This window comes from Nonlabens sp. Ci31, from assembly GCF_012974865.1.
Lineage (GTDB): Bacteria > Bacteroidota > Bacteroidia > Flavobacteriales > Flavobacteriaceae > Nonlabens.
This window is the reverse complement of sequence record NZ_CP043633.1, coordinates 3044137-3065017: the sequence shown is the minus strand read 5'-3', so window position 1 is coordinate 3065017 and position 20881 is coordinate 3044137. Positions and strand designations below refer to the sequence as shown.

Annotated in this window: 19 protein-coding genes; 2 read left to right on the top strand and 17 right to left on the bottom strand. The window is 37.1% G+C overall.

Annotated elements, in window-relative coordinates; translation table 11 throughout:
• Positions 1–355: 355 nt before the first annotated feature.
• Positions 356–1564: an RsmB/NOP family class I SAM-dependent RNA methyltransferase gene (locus F0365_RS13520; RefSeq protein WP_169934181.1), complete on the bottom strand. Its 1209-nt coding sequence runs from the start codon at positions 1562–1564 to the stop codon at positions 356–358.
• Between the two features lie 155 nt (positions 1565–1719).
• Here F0365_RS13520 and F0365_RS13515 point away from each other — a divergent pair, with 155 nt between their 5' ends.
• A complete protein-coding gene (locus tag F0365_RS13515; protein WP_169934180.1) occupies positions 1720–2787 on the top strand; it encodes a WD40/YVTN/BNR-like repeat-containing protein in 1068 nt (355 codons plus the stop codon).
• Between the two features lie 262 nt (positions 2788–3049).
• Here F0365_RS13515 and thrC read toward each other — a convergent pair whose 3' ends face one another.
• The 12 genes from thrC to F0365_RS13455 form a co-directional block, all read right to left on the bottom strand.
• Complete coding sequence (gene thrC, locus F0365_RS13510; protein WP_169934179.1) at positions 3050–4345, bottom strand: threonine synthase; 1296 nt, start codon at positions 4343–4345, stop codon at positions 3050–3052.
• Positions 4346–4348: 3 nt separating this feature from the next.
• Positions 4349–5275: a homoserine kinase gene (locus F0365_RS13505; protein WP_169934178.1), complete on the bottom strand. Its 927-nt coding sequence runs from the start codon at positions 5273–5275 to the stop codon at positions 4349–4351.
• 3 nt (positions 5276–5278) lie between these two features.
• The gene (gene thrA / locus F0365_RS13500) at positions 5279–7723 is read right to left on the bottom strand and encodes a bifunctional aspartate kinase/homoserine dehydrogenase I (protein ID WP_169934177.1); all 2445 of its coding nucleotides are present in this window, start codon (positions 7721–7723) and stop codon (positions 5279–5281) included.
• 320 nt (positions 7724–8043) lie between these two features.
• Complete coding sequence (locus F0365_RS13495) at positions 8044–10245, bottom strand: B12-binding domain-containing radical SAM protein (RefSeq protein ID WP_169934176.1); 2202 nt, start codon at positions 10243–10245, stop codon at positions 8044–8046.
• Between the two features lie 83 nt (positions 10246–10328).
• Positions 10329–11282 (bottom strand): tRNA dihydrouridine synthase, encoded by a 954-nt coding sequence (locus F0365_RS13490; RefSeq protein ID WP_169934869.1) that lies wholly within the window; start codon positions 11280–11282, stop codon positions 10329–10331.
• A 71-nt stretch (positions 11283–11353) separates the two neighbouring features.
• Positions 11354–11722: a hypothetical protein gene (locus tag F0365_RS13485; RefSeq protein ID WP_169934175.1), complete on the bottom strand. Its 369-nt coding sequence runs from the start codon at positions 11720–11722 to the stop codon at positions 11354–11356.
• A 32-nt stretch (positions 11723–11754) separates the two neighbouring features.
• Complete coding sequence (locus tag F0365_RS13480; RefSeq protein WP_169934174.1) at positions 11755–12636, bottom strand: substrate-binding domain-containing protein; 882 nt, start codon at positions 12634–12636, stop codon at positions 11755–11757.
• Between the two features lie 66 nt (positions 12637–12702).
• Positions 12703–13569 (bottom strand): nucleoside phosphorylase, encoded by an 867-nt coding sequence (locus F0365_RS13475; RefSeq protein ID WP_169934173.1) that lies wholly within the window; start codon positions 13567–13569, stop codon positions 12703–12705.
• A gap of 1 nt (position 13570) precedes the next feature.
• Positions 13571–13969 carry a Rid family detoxifying hydrolase gene (locus tag F0365_RS13470; protein ID WP_169934172.1) on the bottom strand — a complete coding sequence of 133 codons (399 nt, stop codon included), beginning with the start codon at positions 13967–13969 and terminating at the stop codon, positions 13571–13573.
• Positions 13970–14091: 122 nt separating this feature from the next.
• Positions 14092–15228 (bottom strand): peptidylprolyl isomerase, encoded by a 1137-nt coding sequence (locus F0365_RS13465; RefSeq protein WP_169934171.1) that lies wholly within the window; start codon positions 15226–15228, stop codon positions 14092–14094.
• Positions 15229–15343: 115 nt separating this feature from the next.
• Positions 15344–15895 (bottom strand): gliding motility-associated peptidyl-prolyl isomerase GldI, encoded by a 552-nt coding sequence (gldI, locus tag F0365_RS13460; RefSeq protein WP_169934170.1) that lies wholly within the window; start codon positions 15893–15895, stop codon positions 15344–15346.
• Complete coding sequence (locus F0365_RS13455) at positions 15879–16904, bottom strand: DHH family phosphoesterase (RefSeq protein WP_169934169.1); 1026 nt, start codon at positions 16902–16904, stop codon at positions 15879–15881. The genes gldI and F0365_RS13455 overlap by 17 nt, the downstream gene beginning before the upstream one ends.
• A 391-nt stretch (positions 16905–17295) precedes the next feature.
• Here F0365_RS13455 and F0365_RS13450 point away from each other — a divergent pair, with 391 nt between their 5' ends.
• Complete coding sequence (locus F0365_RS13450; RefSeq protein ID WP_169934168.1) at positions 17296–17715, top strand: nucleoside-diphosphate kinase; 420 nt, start codon at positions 17296–17298, stop codon at positions 17713–17715.
• 133 nt (positions 17716–17848) lie between these two features.
• Here F0365_RS13450 and F0365_RS13445 read toward each other — a convergent pair whose 3' ends face one another.
• From F0365_RS13445 to F0365_RS13430, 4 genes are all read right to left on the bottom strand, one after another.
• Complete coding sequence (locus F0365_RS13445; protein ID WP_169934167.1) at positions 17849–18430, bottom strand: Maf family nucleotide pyrophosphatase; 582 nt, start codon at positions 18428–18430, stop codon at positions 17849–17851.
• Positions 18431–18435: 5 nt separating this feature from the next.
• Positions 18436–19356 (bottom strand): geranylgeranylglycerol-phosphate geranylgeranyltransferase, encoded by a 921-nt coding sequence (locus tag F0365_RS13440; protein ID WP_169934166.1) that lies wholly within the window; start codon positions 19354–19356, stop codon positions 18436–18438.
• Between the two features lie 164 nt (positions 19357–19520).
• Complete coding sequence (locus F0365_RS13435; RefSeq protein WP_169934165.1) at positions 19521–20054, bottom strand: KdsC family phosphatase; 534 nt, start codon at positions 20052–20054, stop codon at positions 19521–19523.
• Positions 20038–20802, bottom strand: coding sequence for a Rossmann-like and DUF2520 domain-containing protein (locus F0365_RS13430; RefSeq protein WP_169934164.1), 765 nt, complete (start codon positions 20800–20802; stop codon positions 20038–20040). Before F0365_RS13430 ends, F0365_RS13435 begins: the two co-directional genes overlap by 17 nt.
• Positions 20803–20881: the final 79 nt, after the last annotated feature.

Below are 20881 nucleotides of genomic sequence, written 5' to 3'. Positions count from 1 at the left end.
TTAGAGGATCTAAATAATTTTTAACGTTAAAGGGATTCGAGTATTGAGCAAAAATTAGTGTGGCAATGAACACATTGTCTTTAGGTTCTTTTTAAAGCTAAAAAAGTATCCAATTCTGAATTCTGAAAATCTGCCTGACCGGAGTTTCTATAAAATTAAAATCAGGCATATGTTGTCCATTGATCTACTGAAGTAGTCATAAGGTTATATACCAAAAAACAAAGACCTTGCTTGTTATTGATTTACTAGGTTTAAAAACCATCTATAAGGATGTTAAAATGACGGTATCATTTTATTCCTAATCTAGATGGATAAATCATACTTTATTTGGTACAATTGTCTAGCTCACAAAAATTTATTTCTTTTTCATCCTCGCCATAAAGAAACCGTCAAAACCATCCCTATGAGCATATAGTGTTTGTGAATCTTCTAGTTCAAAATCTGCTCCAGCTTCTGACCTCAAGAATTTCTCTACTTGTATCTCATTTTCTGAAGGAAAAATAGAACATGTGGCATAGACCATTCTACCACCAGATTTTACCACGCGACTATAGGATTGTAAAATTTCTTGTTGGGTGTCTTTTATTTTTTCAATAAACTCTGGTTGTAATTTCCATTTGGCATCAGGATTACGTCTTAAAACTCCTAAACCACTGCATGGTGCATCGATAAGCAATCCGTCTATTTTACCATCTAGTTTCTTGATGGTTTTAGTAGATTCTAATAATCGGGTCTCCACGTTATGAGCTCCTGCACGACGGGTACGTCTTTTTAGTTCGTTGAGTTTACTTTGATAAATATCTGTAGCGATAATTTGTCCTTTATTTTCCATCATTGCAGCTAGATGCAATGCTTTTCCACCAGCGCCAGCACAAGCATCCATAATGCGCTCTCCTGGCTTAGGGTCTAAATAAGCAGCAATAAGTTGTGATCCTGCATCTTGTACTTCAAATAATCCGTCAGTAAATAATTGTGTACGGAAAACGTTTGCACGTTCATTGAGAATTAGTGCGTCTGGAAAACGCTCGTCAGTAGTCGTCAGTATTTCTTCAGCAACTAGTTTTTCCTTTAAAGACTTGACATCAGTCTTCAATCTATTAGCTCTTAAAACTACCGATGCTTGTTGATTCAAAGCCGTAATTTCTTGATCCCAAATGTTTCCTAGCTCTGCAATTCCCATTTCATCCATCCAGTCTGGAATGGATTCCCGCATCTTGCGATTTGTTCGTACCTCGTCCAGTCCGCCTCTTATACGTCTTACCGGAGTATTAAAATATTCTTCCCATGCAGGAAGGTCATGTCCTTTTAAAACGATCCATACACTAGTAAGTCGCCATAAATCTTCTTTGTTAAAAGGCTCACTAGCCTTGGCAATAGAAGCGTATAATCTCTTGTATCTTACGATGTCGTAGGTCATCTCAGCGATAAAACCTCTATCTCTAGAACCCCAACGTGTATCACGCTTTAGAATCTTTTGTATCGCTTGATCGGCATATTTACCGTCGTTGAAAATGTTATGCAAAGCATCTACAGTTCCCTGCACTAAATTATGGTGAAATCTCATTTTGCAAAAGTACGGCTATTCCTCAGGAAGTTAAGGGAGACTATATATTTTTTTACATGATTTTTGATAATTGTTTCGCTTTCGCGCCTTGCCTGCTGGCAGGAAAGCAGAAACTTCAACCGCCTATTTACTTTTTCTAACTTATTTTTACTCCCATGAAAGACCTGCTATATTTTACCTTGTTGCTGACGAGCACCGCTTGTAAAACCAACTCAAAAGCTACTGAAAAAGAAGCGTTTAAAACTGATGTCACTATAGAGATCGACCAAATCATGACAGACTCTATAAGCATACGTGCGCTAGATTACCTGCATACCGATTACTGGTATTCTGGTAGTGACGGACAGTATGGAAGAATAAATGCTGCGACAGGTGAGGTCAAGAAGTTCCAACTGACTTCCAAGGAAGCTAGAAAAATGGAATACAGATCTATAGCAGTTACAGAGCAGTACACTTACCTATTAAGTGCCGGTAATCCTGCATTGATCTATAAAATAACACATGCAACCAATGAAGTCAAGTTGGTTTATACCGAGCTTGGAGATCAAGTGTTTTATGATAGTATGAAGTTTTGGAACGATCAGGAAGGAATTGCCTTTGGTGATCCTATAGAAGATTGTTTATCTATAATCAAAACTATTGACGGAGGCCAGACTTGGACAAAATCTAAATGTACCCGCCTCCCAAAATTTATAATAGGCGAAGCAGCCTTTGCAGCTAGCAATTCAAACATCAGTATCTATACAGATAATGTATGGCTGGTTACAGGAGGAGCAGCTGCTAGAGTGTTACATAGTAAAGATAGAGGCTCCACTTGGGAATCTTATGACACACCGATTATCGCTGGTGGCGAGATGACAGGTATTTATGCCATTGATTTTATAGATGACCAACGCGGTATTCTCATAGGTGGTGATTGGAACAATAAGGAAGATAACGCAGCTAACAAAGCGATAACTGATGATGGCGGTAAAACCTGGAAGCTTATGGATGCTGGCAGTGGACCAGGTTATTGTAGCGATATTGTATTTATTCCTGAAACAGAAGGAAAGGAAATTCTCGCAGTAGGACCTCAAGGAATATGGTGGAGCGGTACACAAGGTAATTCTTGGAAAAAGTTAAGTGATAAAGGCTTTTATACCGTTAAAATGATCAATAATAAAGAAGGTTTCCTTGCAGGACGCTCTAAGGTAAGTAAATTCATACTTAACAAATTGGAGTAAATTTACATAAGCAGGTATTATCGATGAACTACACAAAACATAGATAATTAACACGCTTACTTACAAGGAAATAGCATATTGACAGTTTTATTTGCCTTTAAAAGTGTTTTAAGCTTCTCTACCCTACAATAAACTCTTATTTTTACAAAGGTTTAAGTAAATAAACAAGTTGGTATTCCAAGACTACTGTTTATTAAAATAAAGCGGTGGAGATCGTTTATAAAGAGAGGAGGAGTCCTCTCTTTTTTTGCTTTAAACTCAACTATCTAGATAGAAGAAACTTTTTTAATCCATCGTAATTACTAATCGCTATAGCCACCTTTTTCTTATTTATTACCTGTTTAATTTGTTCTGGTAATGCTATTTTAACGTTCAGTACACCCTCTACCGTTCGTAAAAACTTTGCAGGATGTGCTGTTTCTAAAAACACGCAATGTGTTTTCTTATGATCTTTTAAATACTCTTTACAAGCTAAATATCCTATCGCCCCGTGAGGATCTGCTATATAATCGTATTGTACTTTTATCTCTTTTAAAGCATCTTCTGTCTCCTTATCAGAATAGGAATAGGAGGAAAGCGCTTGAGACATCGATTTAAAATCTTGATGATGGATTTCTTGTATACGCACAAAATTACTCGGATTAGAAACATCCATAGCATTACTTATGGTTGCTACCGTTGGTTCTGGGCTATATTCTTGTGTTTCCAAAAATTTAGTGATCACATTATTTTCATTGTTTGCCGCAATAAAATGATGGATAGGAAGTCCTAGTTTTTTTGCCATCATTCCAGCACATATATTCCCAAAATTTCCGCTAGGAACTGAAAAAACAATTTTATTATGCTTTTTATACAGCTGCTGGTAGGCAAAAAAGAAATAAAACATTTGTGGTAGCCATCTTGCGACATTTATAGAGTTGGCACTAGTGAGTCGCATTTGCGATGTCAAATCGGTATCGCTAAAAGCACGTTTTACCATATCTTGACAATCGTCAAAAACACCATCTACTTCTAAAGCGGTAATATTTTGTCCCAAGGTCGTCAACTGTTTTTCTTGAACATCACTTACTTTACCTTTTGGATAAAGGATAACTACTTGAACACCTTCTACGCCTAAAAATCCGTGAGCTACAGCACCTCCAGTATCTCCAGAAGTAGCAACTAAAACAGTGATTTCCTCTTTATTATGCTGATTAAAGTAGCCTAAACATCTGGCCATAAATCGAGCACCTACATCTTTGAATGCCATAGTAGGGCCATGGAAGAGTTCTAAAGTCGAGATGTGACTGTCTAATGCAACTATCGGAAAGTCAAAGTCAATTGTTTCTTTGATGATCTCTTTTAATACATCATCAGGAATCTCAGGACTTACAAATTGTTCTATCACTCTAAAAGCTATTTCTTCACGACTTAAATCTATTATGGAGGAAAAGAATGCCTCTTCTAAAGCAGTTATAGTTTCAGGAAAATACAAGCCTTTATCGGGAGCAAGTCCTTTTATAACTGCTTCTTTGAAAGAACTCTTAGGGGCTTTATTATGAAGTGAGTAATAATTCATAAACTAAGAGTTGAGTATTTTAATTCCTTGGTGGTTGATGCCAGAAACGTGAGTTTCAAAATCAATACCGGTAGGTATATAAACGTCTATCATCTTTTGTTCTATTTCTAGAGCCATTTTCTTTCCTTTGCACAACGCAAAAATACTAGGACCTGATCCTGAAATACCACATCCTAATGCTCCAGTATGCAAAACGGCTGTTTTTACTTCTTTGTAATGAGGAATCAAGGTACTTCTATAGGGTTCAATAACGACATCATTCAGGGAGTCGGCTATTAAATCATAATTTGAAGTGTGAAGGGCATGAATCAAGCTTCCTAAATTTGCCCATTGTTCAATGGCAAGATCTAAAGGTATCTTTTTAGGAAGTACCGCTCTGGAATCGGCAGTTTTAATTTCTATTTGAGGATGTATAATCGTTGCAAACAAGTCGGCTGGGGTAGGGATTTCCAAAACTTTTACTGGATGGCAGGATTTTACGAGCGTAAAACCACCATAGATAGCCGGAGCAAGGTTATCAGCATGTTCACATTTACTGGCTACCGCTTCTCCTTTCATAGCAAAAGTGGTGAGCTGTTCTCTGTTATAGGGCTTTCCTAGCAACTCGTTTAAAGCTACAACCACTCCAGCGGCACTTGCAGCGCTACTTCCTATACCACTTCCTGGCTTGATGTATTTATAAATCTCGATTTCAATCCCTAATTCTGGATCAAAATCATTTACAAAAGCTTGAGCAGCAACTCCAGCAACGTTTTGCTCTGTTGCCATAGGAAGCACATACCCCATACATTTAGTGATGACAACGCCCTTTTTTACAACTTGTCTTACGACCATTTCATCTCCTATAGTATCTAGACAGAAACCAAGTACGTCAAAACCGCACGCCACGTTTGCTACCGTTGCTGGGGCAAATACTTTTACTTCTTTCATTACTCAGTTGTTTCCTGTTTTAATAATATCTGCAAATAGACCTGATGCAGTAACATCAGCTCCTGCGCCAGCTCCTTTTACAATTAAAGGTTGTTCTGGATATCTCCTAGTGTAGAACATGACAATATTATCACTTCCTTTTAAGTTGTGAAAAGGGTGGCCTACTGGAACTTCTTTTAATCCTACGCTAGCTCCATTCTCGGTAAGCGTTGCTACGTATTTGAGTTGGTTTTTGTTCGCTTTAGCGGAAGCGTACAAGGATTGAAAATGAGCCTCATCATCTATCAATGTGCTGTAAAAGTCAGCTACGCTATCGCTGTTGTTGTTGTTATCCGTAAGGAATGAATTGTTCTGAATATCCTCCAGATTCATGGCAAGACCACTTTCTCTGGCGAGAATCAAAATCTTTCTTGCGACATCTACACCACTTAAATCTATACGTGGATCGGGCTCTGTAAAGCCTAGTTCTTGCGCTTGTTGTACAATATCGTGAAACTTTGTCTGATCGCTAAAATTGTTAAATACAAAATTAAGACTCCCAGATAAAACCGCTTGAATAGAAATAATTTTATCTCCAGAAGCCATGAGATTCCTCAAGGTATCAATAATGGGCAATCCAGCTCCTACATTGGTTTCAAATAAGAATGGCGCATTGTATTTTAAAGAGTATTTCTTGAGCTGCTGGTAGTCTTCTAGCGCTGCCGAACAAGCAATTTTATTACAAGCTACTACAGCTATACTTTCCTTTAAATAATAGGCATATTCTTTTGAAACGCTTGCGCTAGCCGTCACATCGACAAACACACTATTGCGCAAGTTGAGATCAATCGCTTTTTTACGAAACTTTTCCAGACGGGTTACTTCTCCATTTACTAAGGATTCCTGCCAAGTCTGTAAATCCATACCGTCAGATTTAAAATACATCTTCCTAGAATTAGTAATCCCAATTACCCGTACATGGAGTTTTAGATGCTCTTTTAAGTACTTGCGTTGCTCTTTGATCTGGTCTATAAGTTTCTCACCTACGTTTCCTACACCGGCAATAAATAAGTTGATTTGTTTATGATTCCCTTCAAAGAATCGCTCGTGTAACGTATTCAATGCTTTTTTTACATCTTTTTGATCAATTACAGCGCTGATATTCATTTCTGATGCTCCCTGGGCAATGGCTCTTATATTGATGTTATTTTTCCCCAATGCACCAAACATTTTACCGCTCATACCTTGTAAATGTTTCATGCGACTGCCCACTAAAGCTATAATAGCAAGGTTTTTCTCTACAATAACGGAATCGAGTTGATGTCGTTCTATTTCATAGGAAAAAGTATCATTGATTCCATTCTCTGCTTTTTGAATGTCTTGTTGATCTACAGCTATACAAATAGAATGCTCTGATGAGGCTTGTGTAATTAAAATTACATTAATACGATCATGGGCAAGTCTTTCAAATAACTTTTTAGAAAATCCTGGTATTCCTACCATACCATTCCCTTGAAGCGTTAACAAGCTGATGTGATCCACATTACTAATTCCTGTCGCATTTAGACCTTCCTTATGTGCTGTTTCTGAAATGCGTGTCCCAGCATCTTGTGGTTGCAAGGTATTTTTAATCAAAACAGGAATTTTTAATTCCAGAACTGGCAGTATGGATGGCGGGTACAACACCTTAGCTCCAAAATGAGACAATTCCATCGCTTCTTGATAAGTGATGTTTTCAATAGGATATGCTTGTTTAACCAATTTCGGATTTGCGGTAAACATACCGCTTACATCGGTCCATATTACTAATTCCTGAGCACTTATGGCTGCAGCAACTAATGCTGCTGTATAATCAGATCCTCCACGTCCTAAAGTAGTCGCTTCACCATTGATGGATCTGGAGATAAAGCCTGGTAAAATGCTAATAGACTGTTGCGCTTTTCTAAAATAGGCTAGGATATGGGCATTAGTTTCTGGAAGTAGTACTTGTGCTTTCGTAAAAGCCTCATCAGTGACAATGAGTTCTTGTGAGTTTTTTAGAACTGCATTTAGACCCCTTGATTTTAAGGCTTCCGTGATAATAAAAGCAGAAAGTTGTTCTCCAAAACTGAGTAATTTATCCGAGGTTTTAGGGGATAACTCATTGATCAAATAAATACCGTTAAGTAAATTCTTTAAGTGCTGGAGTTTTTCTTGTAATCTTGACTTGATTACTGATGCATGCTCCTGTATAAGCTCCTTTAATATTTGAAAATGTTGTTCTTCTATAGCGATTAAAGCGTCTAAATAAGAAACATCGCCTTGTTGTGCTAATAAACCAGTTTTATGTAATTGATCAGTGATTCCTCCTATGGCAGAAACTATACCTATTACTCTTTCCTCTTGAGATTGTGCTTTGAGAATGGCAATAACACGATTTATATGTTGAGAACTCCCTACAGAAGTACCACCGAATTTTAAGACTTTCATAGTTGAAAACTTTGATAATTGAAATTATTTTAAGAAAACGATGTCATCCCATACACCAAACAGATGATAATAAAATGCTAGTAACCCAAAAGGGTGTTCCCTGTAATGCATATCATGCTACATATAAACACCGATTGTAACAGCTGGTGGACAGTCTTGATAGGTACTATTATTTTTGTGCAAATCTTTGATAATTAGAAGTTCAAATCTAAAGTTATAAGTCTAAAGAGCAACTATTTTCTTAATTTATTTCATCAATAGATGGACGACTTAGTTTTGTAAGAAAGATAAAAACGCCAGTTTAAACAGAGCCGGCACGATTATAAAACTAACAATCCATTTTCTCGTAAAAGCTCCATTTCTTCAGCATACCAGAAAGATTCGAAATCCTCATATTGAGCTTCGTATGAAGTTTTGATTTGAGAAAACGTAGTGAGTTTATGGGTAGGCTGCCATAATTCCAATTGGTCTAATAACCAGTTGCCTTGATCTTCAGGAAGTGCTATTTGCAAGGAACTTGATTTATCATGAAACACCAGATCCAAATAAGGAACTTCTACACCCTTTTTAGTCTTTGTAAAAGTACCAATCAAAGGTAAATTACCTAAGTAAATCACTTTTGAATTGGATTTAATGGATCTAAAAGAATCTTTATTTAAGCAATCTTCTATATAGTAAGGGGCAATAGTTGTTTGTGGAATCTCAAAATCGAACCATTCCTGTAACGACATATCAAAGCCTATACCATGCATAAAATTGAATAAGGACTTTTTCAATCCATCACTAAAAATGCTGTGATCAATTCCTGTAGAATCGGTAAACTGCACATCATTATTAGCAAAGCTAATTTCCTTTAAGTGAGGTGTAATGCCATAATCTTGTGTATTCATTCCTACTGGACTATGGGCGGTAAGAGCAAATTGATGCCAAAAACCACTTTGGATAACACCTAATTCAAACAATTGTCTGGTCATTTCTAAACTGTCTACGGTTTCCTGAATCGTTTGTGTAGGATAACCGTACATTAAATAGGAGTGGACCATAATACCAGCAGCGGTAAGACTTCTAGTCACTTGTGCGACTTGCTCTACAGTCACACCTTTATCGATCAATTTCAACAAGCGATCTGACGCTACTTCAAGTCCGCCAGAAACGGCAATACAGCCAGAAGCCTTTAATAAATAACACAAGTCTGGTGTAAAGTTCTTTTCAAATCGTATGTTGGTCCACCAAGTGACGGTTAAATTTCTTTTTAGGATTTCTAAGGCTACAGCTCTCATCAAAGCAGGCGGTGCAGCTTCATCAACAAAATGAAAACCTTGTTCTCCAGTTTGTGCGATCAATTGCTCCATGCGATCCACAAGAATAGTGGCAGCTACAGGCTCATAAAGACTGATATAATCAAGCGAGATGTCACAAAAGGTACATTTACCCCAGTAACAACCATGTGCCATAGTCAGTTTGTTCCACCTACCATCGCTCCAAAGACTGTGCATAGGATTTGCAACTTCTATCACAGAGATGTACTGATCTAAAAGCAAGTTGGCATAATCTGGGGTTCCTACTTGCAGCTGCTTATAATCGGATTTTTTAGAATTGTTTTTATAAGTAACTTGTTCATCTTCTAGTACAAACGTTCTTTTCAATTCTAGGTCTTGAATAGGTTTTAAAGGATGATGCAATACATAATCTGTAACTAATTCTAGCGGTAATTCTCCATCATCCAAGCATATAAAATCTACAAACTCAAATACCCGAGCGTCTTTTAAGGAACGCAATTCTGTATTAGGAAAACCGCCTCCCATGGCGATTTTAGTATTTGGAAAATGCTTTTTGATAAACTGAGAAGATCTCAAGCCACTGTATAAGTTACCCGGGAAGGGGACAGACATCACTACCAATTTTGGTTGGATTTCCTGGAGTTTCTTTTTTAAAATAGAAACAGTTATTTCATCTATGTAGGATAATGGCTGCTGCAATTCCTCATAAAGCTCATCAAAACTGTTGGCACTCATTCCCAGTCGCTCTGCATAACGACTAAAACCGAAATTATCATCCACACAATCTACTATAAAATCAGATAAGTCCTCCAAGTATAAGGTAGCGAGGTGCTTTGCTTTATCTTGCATTCCCATGTTTCCAAAAGCCCATTCTAGGTCGTCTATTTGATCAAATCTAGAGGCTTGTGGGAGGAAATTATCAGTACAAATTTGTCTTGCAAAAGTATCGTTATGACCTTGAAGGAAAGAGATGATGTTGTCTAGCGGTCTTATATAATGATCTTTTAACGCATAGATGCGCTGACTGTTATCGCTTAAAATGCTGTTTTTATCCAGCGCATAATCAAAAAGCTTTGTCATTCCAGCAGATGAAAACAACTCTAAAATTACTTCGATACCTAAATCCATTTGATAGGAATCAATGTCCTTGGTATTTAGAAAGCCTTTGATATAAGCCGTTGCCGGATACGGGGTATTCAGTTGAGTAAATGGAGGCGTGAAAAGGAAAAGGTCTTTTTGCATAGATCAAAATAGAATGCAAATTTAAGGTATGTGTTTGTTCCGCTTTCGCGAAAGCGGAATTCTTATTCTAATTTATTTTCTAGTTAAGAAACCGATTTCAAATTATCATTTACTGCTTGTTGATATGCCCTAGGATTATTTGCTTTTTTGATGGCTTTAAACGTCTTCTGCGGATTTGGAAAAGTTTGAGACCAGTATTCCCAAAAGCCCTGCATTTTCATTTTGATAGGAGTAGGGCCTTGAAGAAATTCATCGTATTCTTTATATAGGGTATCATGGAACTCTCTGAAAATCTCCCACCTGTTCTCGGGATATAGCTCTGTATTTGCTCTAATCATGCTGGGCAGAAATGGATCTGCAATGAGGCCGCGACCTAACATCCAGTGATCAATGCTAGGGAACAGCGTTTGCATCTGTCTAAAACCAGCTACAGTTGTTATATCGCCATTGTAATAGAGTTTATGTTTGGAAGTGTCCAGACATTTTTGAAAAGACTCCAGATCAACGCCACCTTTGTAGAGTTGCTTTCCTATACGTGCATGAATCGCGATATTTTTAATAGGATACTTTTCTAGAATAGGAAAGGTCCCTAAAATCTCTGTGGGCTCTAGATAACCCATTCTCATTTTCATGGAAACAATAACATCTGTTTCTGCATGGACACGTTTTAAGATATGATCAATCTTTGCTGGGTCGCAAATAAGACCGCTTCCCATTCCTTTTTTAGTCACCATAGGATAAGGACAACCCAGATTCCAGTTGAGTTCTTTATAGCCTAAAGACCTTATGTATTTTACTGCGGTAATAAACTCGTCTGCATCATTAGTCATCACTTGAGGAATCAACTCAGGAACAAGATTGTTTTCTAATTGTAAATCACGCTGGTATTTACTGCTGATGACTGGTTTGTTATTGAACCTTATGTAAGGCGCGTAAAAGGTATCTATTCCACCAAAGTACTTGTGAACTGCATTACGAAATCTAAATTCTGTAAAGCCTTGTAGAGGTGAAGAAAGTAAAGTGAAGTTATTTGCGATGATTTCTTAAAGTAAGTGATTGCTAGATTGCAAAAGTAACTCAAGGCTTAGAGTAAATGTTGTATAAACCTTCAATTAAATTTAATCATTTGACTGCTGCGTGTTTTTATTTTAACATATCTGTACATCATAGTTCCCGATGCGATGATATTCACAATCCAAACGGAGAAACCTACAAACAGTAATTTTTGAGCTTCAATATCAAACTCTGTAAATTCCTTAAATTCAGATAGTAAAGCGACAAGGAAAAACAGGTTACAAAAGAAAATCAAACCACCTATTAAAAGACCTGACACTTTATTCTTAAAAATAATTTGCAGTATTAAAACGATCATTAATACAATGTAAAACGGAGCTATTGAAAATGCTGGTGTATATCCAGCCAAAAAAATCAATACAAGAAAATAGAACTCAGGCAATTTTAGAAGGAGGTTTTTCATTATACCGGCAAGTTTTACATTAATACAGCTGCTTATTCTTCTTCATCTATTTTAGGAACATAATGGACCAAGTCTTTTAGCGTCACCTTTCTTTCAATAATTCCTACAGCTGTAAATTCTTCAATAATGGTATCTACTGTGCTTTCCCATAGCTGTTCACTACTAAACTCTGTGCGCAACAGCCATTGTTGTACATCTCCTACTTGCAGGTTGTAATGAGATGCAATAGTGCGGTCTATACTCGGTATAGACTTAAAGTCTGCTGTATAGATATTGATAATATGAAGCATTTTTGATAAGGCTTCTTCTTTTTCTTTGATACAGTTTTCGGTGGCAGCAATGACAAAACTAGGCCATGGAGTGGCTATAGTTTCCAGGCGTTTGAAAATACCTTTATCTACTATAGGTTGAGTCATGTAGCGTTCCCAAAGAAATAGCTGCGCTTTATTAGTGCTCAACGCTTTTACCGCACCGTCTAGAGTATTAATCAATTCAAACTCTATGTCATTTGTATCCCATCCATGTCTTTTAGCAAGAAGGTAACTCATTAAATGAGAACCGCTTCCGTAACGGCTTATGGCTATTTTTCCGTCTTCTAATTGTTCAGTGCGATCTGCTTCAATTTGTCCTGGTGCATGAACACCCCAAAGCAGTGGTGAAGAAACGTATACTTGAAGGATGCGCGATTTGTTACCGGCGATGATATCTTTTACGATACCATCTGTCAATATACAAGCCACGTCCAGTTTTTCATTGCGTAGAAGTTTACTCATAAGGCCAGTTCCTTCTGGCACATCTTGCCATTGTAGATCTATTCCCGCTTTTGCGAAAGCATCATCCTCAAGAGCTAAGTGCCAGGGCAAATTAAAATGCTCTGGTACACCGCCTATTTTTATGGTTATTTTTTTTTCCATCGAAGACAAAGATAGTACACAGGTGTTAAGTAAATATGAAAGTACAAAGGCTATTCGTGACTTGTGCTAAGCCACAACGGCATCTAGGGTGAATTTGATCAATTTCTCTACTGTTGCAGCAGGTTGGTTTGAGAATTCTCCAGTAGCGCGATTTGCTAAAATTGCATTTAAAGAAACAGCACGATGTCCTAAGAGTGCAGCCATCGCGTAGATTCCAGCGGTTTCCATTTCTAAGTTGGTAATTTTATGTCCCTCAAAGTTAAAATCTGCTATATGAGTATTGAGATTTTTCTCTGAGGGTTCTAGTCTAATTTTACGGCTTTGTGGACCATAAAATCCAACGTTTGTAATGGTATTGCCGTTTTTCATTTCTAAGGTTTGGAACTTTTGAGCAAGATCTGGATCGCAAGCAACGACGTAAGGGGCAGCCTGTAATTTTGATCTGGGTATTTGTTTGGATACCGCTTTCGCGAAAGCGAGATCACCACCATCACTTTCATACCAATGCATCAAACTGTCAAAACCTATCCCACGCTGCGATAGTAAGAAGCTATCCACAGGAATATCGCTTTGAACCGCACCACTAGTTCCTACACGTATGATATCTAAAGACTTGAGTTCTTTATGAATCTCTCTAGTTTTAAAATCTATATTAACTAAAGCGTCCAACTCATTAAAAACAATATCAATATTATCAGTTCCTATACCTGTAGAAACCACGCTGATGCGTCTATTTTTGTAAACACCTGTATGTGTGTGGAATTCTCGTTTTCCTACCTTTAATTCAATCACATCAAAATACTTAGATACTTCGCTCACACGTTCGGGATCTCCTACGGTAATAACCGTATCGGCCAGTTGGTGAGGTTTTAAGTTGAGATGATAAATACTCCCATCTGGATTGATGATGAGCTCTGAGTTTGCTATGGGCATATTATATTTCGTGTTTTGCGATGAGTGAAATTTCCACATTCACATATTTAGGCAAATTGGCTACTTCTACAGTCTCTCTTGCAGGTGCAGTTTCTTCCTTAAAATAACTTCCATAAACCTCATTTACGGTTGCAAAGTTGGACATGTCACTAAGAAATATACTTGTTTTAAGAACATGCTCAAAAGTCATGTCTACTTGCTTTAACAGACTCTCTAAGTGTTTCATCACCAAATGAGTTTCTTCCTTAAGATCATCTATTTTTAATTCTCCAGTGCTGGGATCGATGGCGATTTGGCCACTCGTATATAGAGTGTGTTCATAAGCATTTTTATAGTAAACAGCCTGATTATAAGGGCCAATAGGTTTAGGCGCAAGGTTAGTGTATATAATTTTTTTCATAATACTAAATTAATGAATAGTGACTGTAGACCTTTAAAATCCATCTTAATTTTTAAACAAAAAAAGCGCATTGAATAAAACAATGCGCTTGATATTGATGAAGAGCCGTAGCTCCAAATATTTTATTGAATGATCTTCATTTCAAAAACAAGATCTGTGTTGGGAGCGATCACACCACCTGCACCACGCTCACCATAAGCGAGATCAGATGGTATAAATGCTACGATTTCATCACCGTAATTCATGCTTAACATCGCGTCTTTAAACCCTTGAACCATCCCTACAGAAGAACTGTATTGCACTGGCATAGGAGCATAGGCACCCATTTGTTCTTTTCTAGCATTGATATTATCAAATTTTTGAGCAACTTCAAGAATCGAAGAATCAAATAAAGTACCGTCCAAAAAGAAGCCACTATAATCCATCATGACAGATGCACCTTCAGCTGGTTTTTCACCATTTCCTTTACTTTTCACGTATACCATAACATTACTATTAGGTAATTTTGTTGCCTTTTCTTTTAACGCAGCAAGTTCTTCAGCTTTTGCTGTTCTTGCAGCTGGAGCAGCAGCAGCTCTTTCAGCGGCTAACTTGGCATCTTTCTCTTTTTCAATCTCGGCAGCACTAATAGCATCTTCAAAAGTTTTAACCGCATCCCATTTCTTAGCAGCTTTTCCTTTACGAATAATGGAAACTTTTTGCATGATCATTGAATCTACAGGACGCTGTCCGTTTACCGGAGTTAACGCTATAGAATCAACCACTTCTAGTCCTTTTACCACTTTACCAAATACATTATAACGCATATCGAGGCTAGGATTTTCTTTATGCATGATGAAGAACTGACTTCCGTTAGTATTAGGGCCAGAATTTGCCATAGAAAGAATACCTTTTGAATCGTGCTTTAAAGTATCACTTACCTCTTGATCAAATTTATAACCTACATCACCGCTACCAGTGCCACTAATGTCGCCACCTTGGATCATGAAATCTTTCATAACTCTATGAAAGATTAATCCGTCATAGAAAGGTTTCCCTTTTAACGAATCGTTTACTAATGGGTGTTTTCCTTCTACTAATGCAACAAAGTTAGCACTAGAAATAGGTGCCGCTTCATAATACAATTGAGCAAACATGGTCCCTTTATTAGTTTGAATTTCTGCATAGATACCATCTTCTGCGTCTGGATATTTGTCTTCACAAGATGATGCCATAAATACAAGGGCAATAATTGCAAGGAGTCCGTGGATTTTTTTCATTTTACTAATTTATTTTTGTTTAAATATATTTAATTATTCGCATTGGCACTGAATAAAATTCAGTATTAATGTTAATTTTCTTTAAAAGTAAGAAAGTACAAGACGTCTTACAACATTATTTTTCTAAGTTAATACCTAAGAGTCTTACCCTACTTTTAAATGGAGTATTTGCACCAATACGATTATTATCTCCGTAATACCCGTAAGCGGAGTAAGAAGGGAAAAATACAATCATTTCCTCATCAGTTTTCATCAATTTCAATGCTGCTCGCATACCTCTAAAAACACCGTATTCTTGATCAAGACTTTTAGTGATAGGGGAAAGTTCTTGCTTACTGTATATGGTATCCCCATTTAAGGCTATCACATCGTATTCAAAAGTTACTCGGTCTCCAAATTTAGGTTGTACCCCTGTAGTAGAATCCATTTTAGTAAAAGAATAATAAAAACCGTTAGCACTACGTTCAAATTTTTGATCGAGATCTTTTATGATGTTTTCTATAGCTTGCTCCTCAGCGGCGTTAAGTTTCTTGTTTTTTTCTATTGACTGCTGTATGGTAGAGCTGGTAGTTGTAGTAATTGGTTTTCTTGCCTCAATCTTCTTGCTACAGCTTTGAAGAGAGAGGGTTAAAACACCTATAAGAAACGTTCTAAATAACAACTTCATGGAGCTCTTTTTCATAAGAAGGCAAGATACTAATTAATTTTTTTATGGTCTCTGTCATTGATAAATCAGATTTACCTCCAGCGGCATTTTTATGGCCGCCACCTTCCCAGTTTTCTCTAGCCAATTGATTGACATCAAAATCACCTTTAGATCTTAAAGATGTTTTGATAATCGCCTCACTTTCTTTTTCTATAAAAATTTGTGCAAAAACGATTCCGTCCAAGCTAAGTGCATAGTTGACAAAACCTTCTGTATCGCCTTTTTTAAAATTATTATCGTTCAGGTCCTTTTGAGTTAAGGTGATGTAAGCAGTTCGGTATTTTTCTAAAATGACCATATTACTTAAAGCCACACCAAGTAATTTCATTCTTGACGGCGTATTTACGTCATAAATCTTGCGGTTGATCGCTTCACTATTTGCTCCCTTATCAACAAGATTAGCCGCAACCCGTAGGGTAGTGGATGTGGTAGAACGGTATTTAAAACTGCCTGTATCGGTAAGAATGCCTGTATACATAGCAGCAGCCATAGCTGGATTAATCTTATCAGTATCATTCATCATTTCAAGAAAATGATATATCATCTCACAGGTAGAACTCATTGAAGTATCACTATAGGTATAGGTAGCAAAATCGTCAGGTTGCTGATGATGGTCGATCATGACAAAAGTCGCATCTACTTCATTAAGAATAGACTCCATATCTCCAGCGCGATGAAATGCATTATGATCCAGGTTAAAAATAAGATCAGCTTTTTCAATTAGTCTATCTGATTGTTCCTTTTCTTTCTCGTAGTTTAAAAATAAGTCGCTGTTTTCCATCCATTTCAAAAATGAAGGAAAATCATTTGGACTGATCATGCTCACTTGATGTCCCAACTGAATGAGGTAGCCGTAAAGAGCAATAACAGATCCCACAGCATCTCCGTCTGGATTTTTATGTGGAACAATAACTATTTTTTTAGCAGTAGAAAGCTCTTGTTGTAAGTTTTGAATTTGATCTTTATTCATAGACCAGCAAAAGTAAGGATTTACTGCTTTAGTTGGTAGTAAATAGTCGTTTGTGGTTGGTAGTTTCCGGATTTTAAGCTAGAGTTACTTTTTTTTGAATTCTATAATTTTAAACCCCACTCTTATAAGGTACACAAATAAATTTTACAGCTAGATAAAATCACTTCTTTTATTCTTCATTTTGTTCTACGGCAGGGCAGGATCTGTTAAAGCTACCGAATGATACTTTACCTTGAGCTAAAGGAAAAAAAAGAGTGCAACTTTGTTACAAGTTAAAAGGGTTTGTGGGCAGTGCTTCTTTAATTAAAACCGGTAAAATTATATTTTAATAAAACTCAATCAAAACTAACTAATACCGTATTTTTGCAGCGCATTTTAAAAAAATATGAAAATGGCAACGAATAGAACATTTACAATGATTAAGCCTGACGGAGTTGAAGACGGTCACACAGGTGCTATACTTGACAAGATTACAGCGAGCGGTTTTAGAATCGTCGCTCTTAAGAAAACTCAAATGACTGTTGCTGATGCACAGGAATTTTATGCGGTACACAGCGAGCGTCCATTTTATGGCGAATTAGTTGAATTTATGACTCGTGGTCCCGTAGTTGCCGCTGTTCTTGAAAAAGAAAATGCAGTTGCAGATTTCCGTACATTAATTGGAGCTACAAATCCTGCTGACGCTGCTGATGGCACTATCAGAAAGATGTTTGCTAAGAGTATGGGAGAAAACGCTGTTCACGGAAGTGATAGCGATGAAAACGCAGCAATCGAGAGTGGATTCCATTTCTCAGGACGTGAAATGTTTTAAGGAATGGCCTTTATAGTAGTTTTACTACTTTTTATTATAGAAAATCCACTTTTTTTTAAAAGTGGATTTTTTTTGTACCGGTATGTTTCGCTTTCCTAAACGCCGACCGGCATGGCGTAAAAGCAAGACAGTTCTAAAACCCTTTTAAAAACTCATACACCTTTGGCAACGGCAATCCCATAACGTTATAATAACAACCTTCTAATCGGGTTACTGCTGCATAACCTAACCAGTCTTGAACACCATAGGCGCCCGCTTTATCAAATGGTTTGTAATTAGCGACATAGTAATCTATTTCTTCCTCTGTCAGTGTTGCAAAATAAACTTTAGTCACGTCATAAATAACTTCTTGGCTTTGTATAGTTGTAAAGCAAACTGACGTGTATACTTCATGAGAATGACCACTCATCAAAGTGAGCATTTCTTTGGCATGCGTTGCATTTTTAGGTTTTTCTAATGCCTTCTCTTTGAACCATACAATAGTATCACTGGTTATTAATAACTCCTTATCTTTAAGGTCTGTTTTAAATGCACTTGCTTTTAAAACAGAAAGATAATCGGTGATTTGGTGACTTTTCAAATCAGTGCTATACACTTCATTTACAGGCCTGATTTCTATGGTGAAATCTAGATCCAATCCTTTTAAAAGCTCTTGTCTTCTAGGTGATTGTGAAGCGAGAATGATTTTTGTAGTTGCAAATTTGTCTGCTAGCATGGATCTTAATTAAGGTAATAATTGATTCTAAAGATTCCTATGGAAAGGATACCAAAAAGGAGAACGACTTTGAGAACCGTAGAAAGTATATGGAATTCCTTTTGACTTTTTGCCGACCAAAGCTTGATCATCACAAATAGCAGTGGTCCCATAATAAGGAAAACAAAGTAATAGGTAGCGATATCATTTAGATAAATATATTCATAAACATACCAACCTAATAAGATTAGAATACCTATAATAAAAAAAGCAATAAACTTTGCGGCTCTACTTCTTCCTAGAGCGATAGCTAGGGTATTCCTGTCACCTGCTTTATCTCCATTTACATCTTCACAGTCTTTCACCCATTCTCGAACTAAATTGATTAAAAACGCCATCAAGCCAAATTCCAATAAGCGTTCCATAAGAAACTTGTATCCTATTTGTGTTTCTGCTGTGATGGATGGGAACAATTCAAATATTCCTGTTATCAAGATCACTAGAGCAACCAATAAAGAAATAACAAGGTTGCCTATGAGCAACATTGCTTTGAGCGAACTCGCATAAAGGTAAAGTACAAAGGCCACTCCAATAAAAATACTGGATAAAATGGGCTTGTTCAAACTGTTTGAAAGTACAAAACCACAAATTACGGCAAGCACGGTTAAAACAAAATATAAATTATAAGCACTTGATTCTGAGATGCTTTTTGTCACGAGTAGCTTTTCAGGTTTATTCACTTGATCAATTGCCACATCATAAATGTCATTGATGATATTACCGCTTGCCGTAAGCAGGCCTGTTGCACTGATCAACAAAAGTAATTGCCACCAGTTTAAAGCTGGATCAACTCCATAGGGAATTAACAGACCATAAACAATAACTAATTGAGTAAGAATGGTCAACAAAACGTTAGGCCAGCGTATGATTTTAAAAAATGTAGACATTAAATAAATTAAAAGGAAGCAAAAATAAAAATAAAAGTAAAAGAAACTATTATTAATTTCCTAAGATCATTTTAGGCGATTCTGCGTTACAGCAAAATGACAGTAACCAATAGCCTTTTAATAAATGGCACTTCATACTTTGCACTAATTTCAACTTGATTTCATTAGGTGGATCTCACGCTCTTTCCGTCTTGCACACTCCATTTCCCATGTACTTTCATCACTTGTTCAATGATATCGCGTACACAAGCATCGCCACCATTTTTATGAGAAATATACTGACTTACCGCTTTTGCTTCTGGTATAGCGTCTTGTGGGCAACAACCTAACCCTGCAAATTCAATTGCTGGAACATCAGGCATGTCATCACCCATGAATACAATGTTTTCTGGTTTTAAGTTATGCTTTGTCACGTAATCGTGGATTTGGATCATTTTATCGCTGGCGTTAAGGTACACGTCTTTAATGCCTAAACCTACTAATCTGCTTTTTACACTTTCGTTAGTACCTCCAGTAATAATGCAGACATTATAGCCGTTGTTAAGTGCGGTCTTCATCGCATAGCCATCTCTTGCATTCATAGTGCGCAGTAGTTCGCCACTTTCAGAGATAATAAGCCTGCCGTCTGTAAGCACGCCGTCTACGTCTAAAATAAAAGTGGTAATGTCGTGGAGTAATTCTTTATAGCTTTTTGCCATGTGTCTTTTGTATAGATTTTGTTATAGACCGGTACATATCCCGATCTTCTTTTTCAAGCAGTCGTATGTGCTTTTCTATTGTTTTTGAGTCGTTTCTTATCGCAGGACCTGTCTGTGATTTTTTAGGAGAAAGAGCTATTGCTTTTTCTAATGTTTCTCGCATCAATGCATCTAATAAATGTGTATCCATGGAAGCTTCTTCCATAATTTCCCCTGCTTTGGTATAACAGTGATTTACAAAGTTATTCATATAAACTGCTGCGAGATGGAGTTTCTTGCGTTGAGAAGAATTGATTTGTTCCCGCTTTCGCGAAAGCGTAACAGCCACCATTTCTAAAACTTTATGTACAGCTTCACTGCTAGATTCCAGACATATAGTGATGTCCTCAAATTTAGGTGCTCTATTCTTACTAAAGCTTTGAGGCATATAAAAGACTCCGTGATTCTCATGATTTTGCATTGCGTTCATAGCAACGCTACCACTGGTATGTGCTAATATAGTTCGTGAAGGTTTTATTTCTTGAGACACTTTTTCTATGGAATCGTCTGGAACAGCAAGTAGAATAAGGTCACTTTCTGGTAGGTTATGAAGGTCAGGTATTAAAGTTGTGTTAATTCCCGATAGTTCTTTTTGAGCCCTATTGTAGTAGCCCACAAGAAGAAGCTTGCCAGCCAGTGAGTTGCTCTCAATGGTATGGCACAAATGGGCTCCCACATTACCAGTTCCTATGATAATTATCTTAATCATGCTGTAAAAATACGCACTTCAATGCGACTCACAAGGCATGGCGTTGCGGCTTTTGTGAAGTATCTTTGCCGCTGGTAAA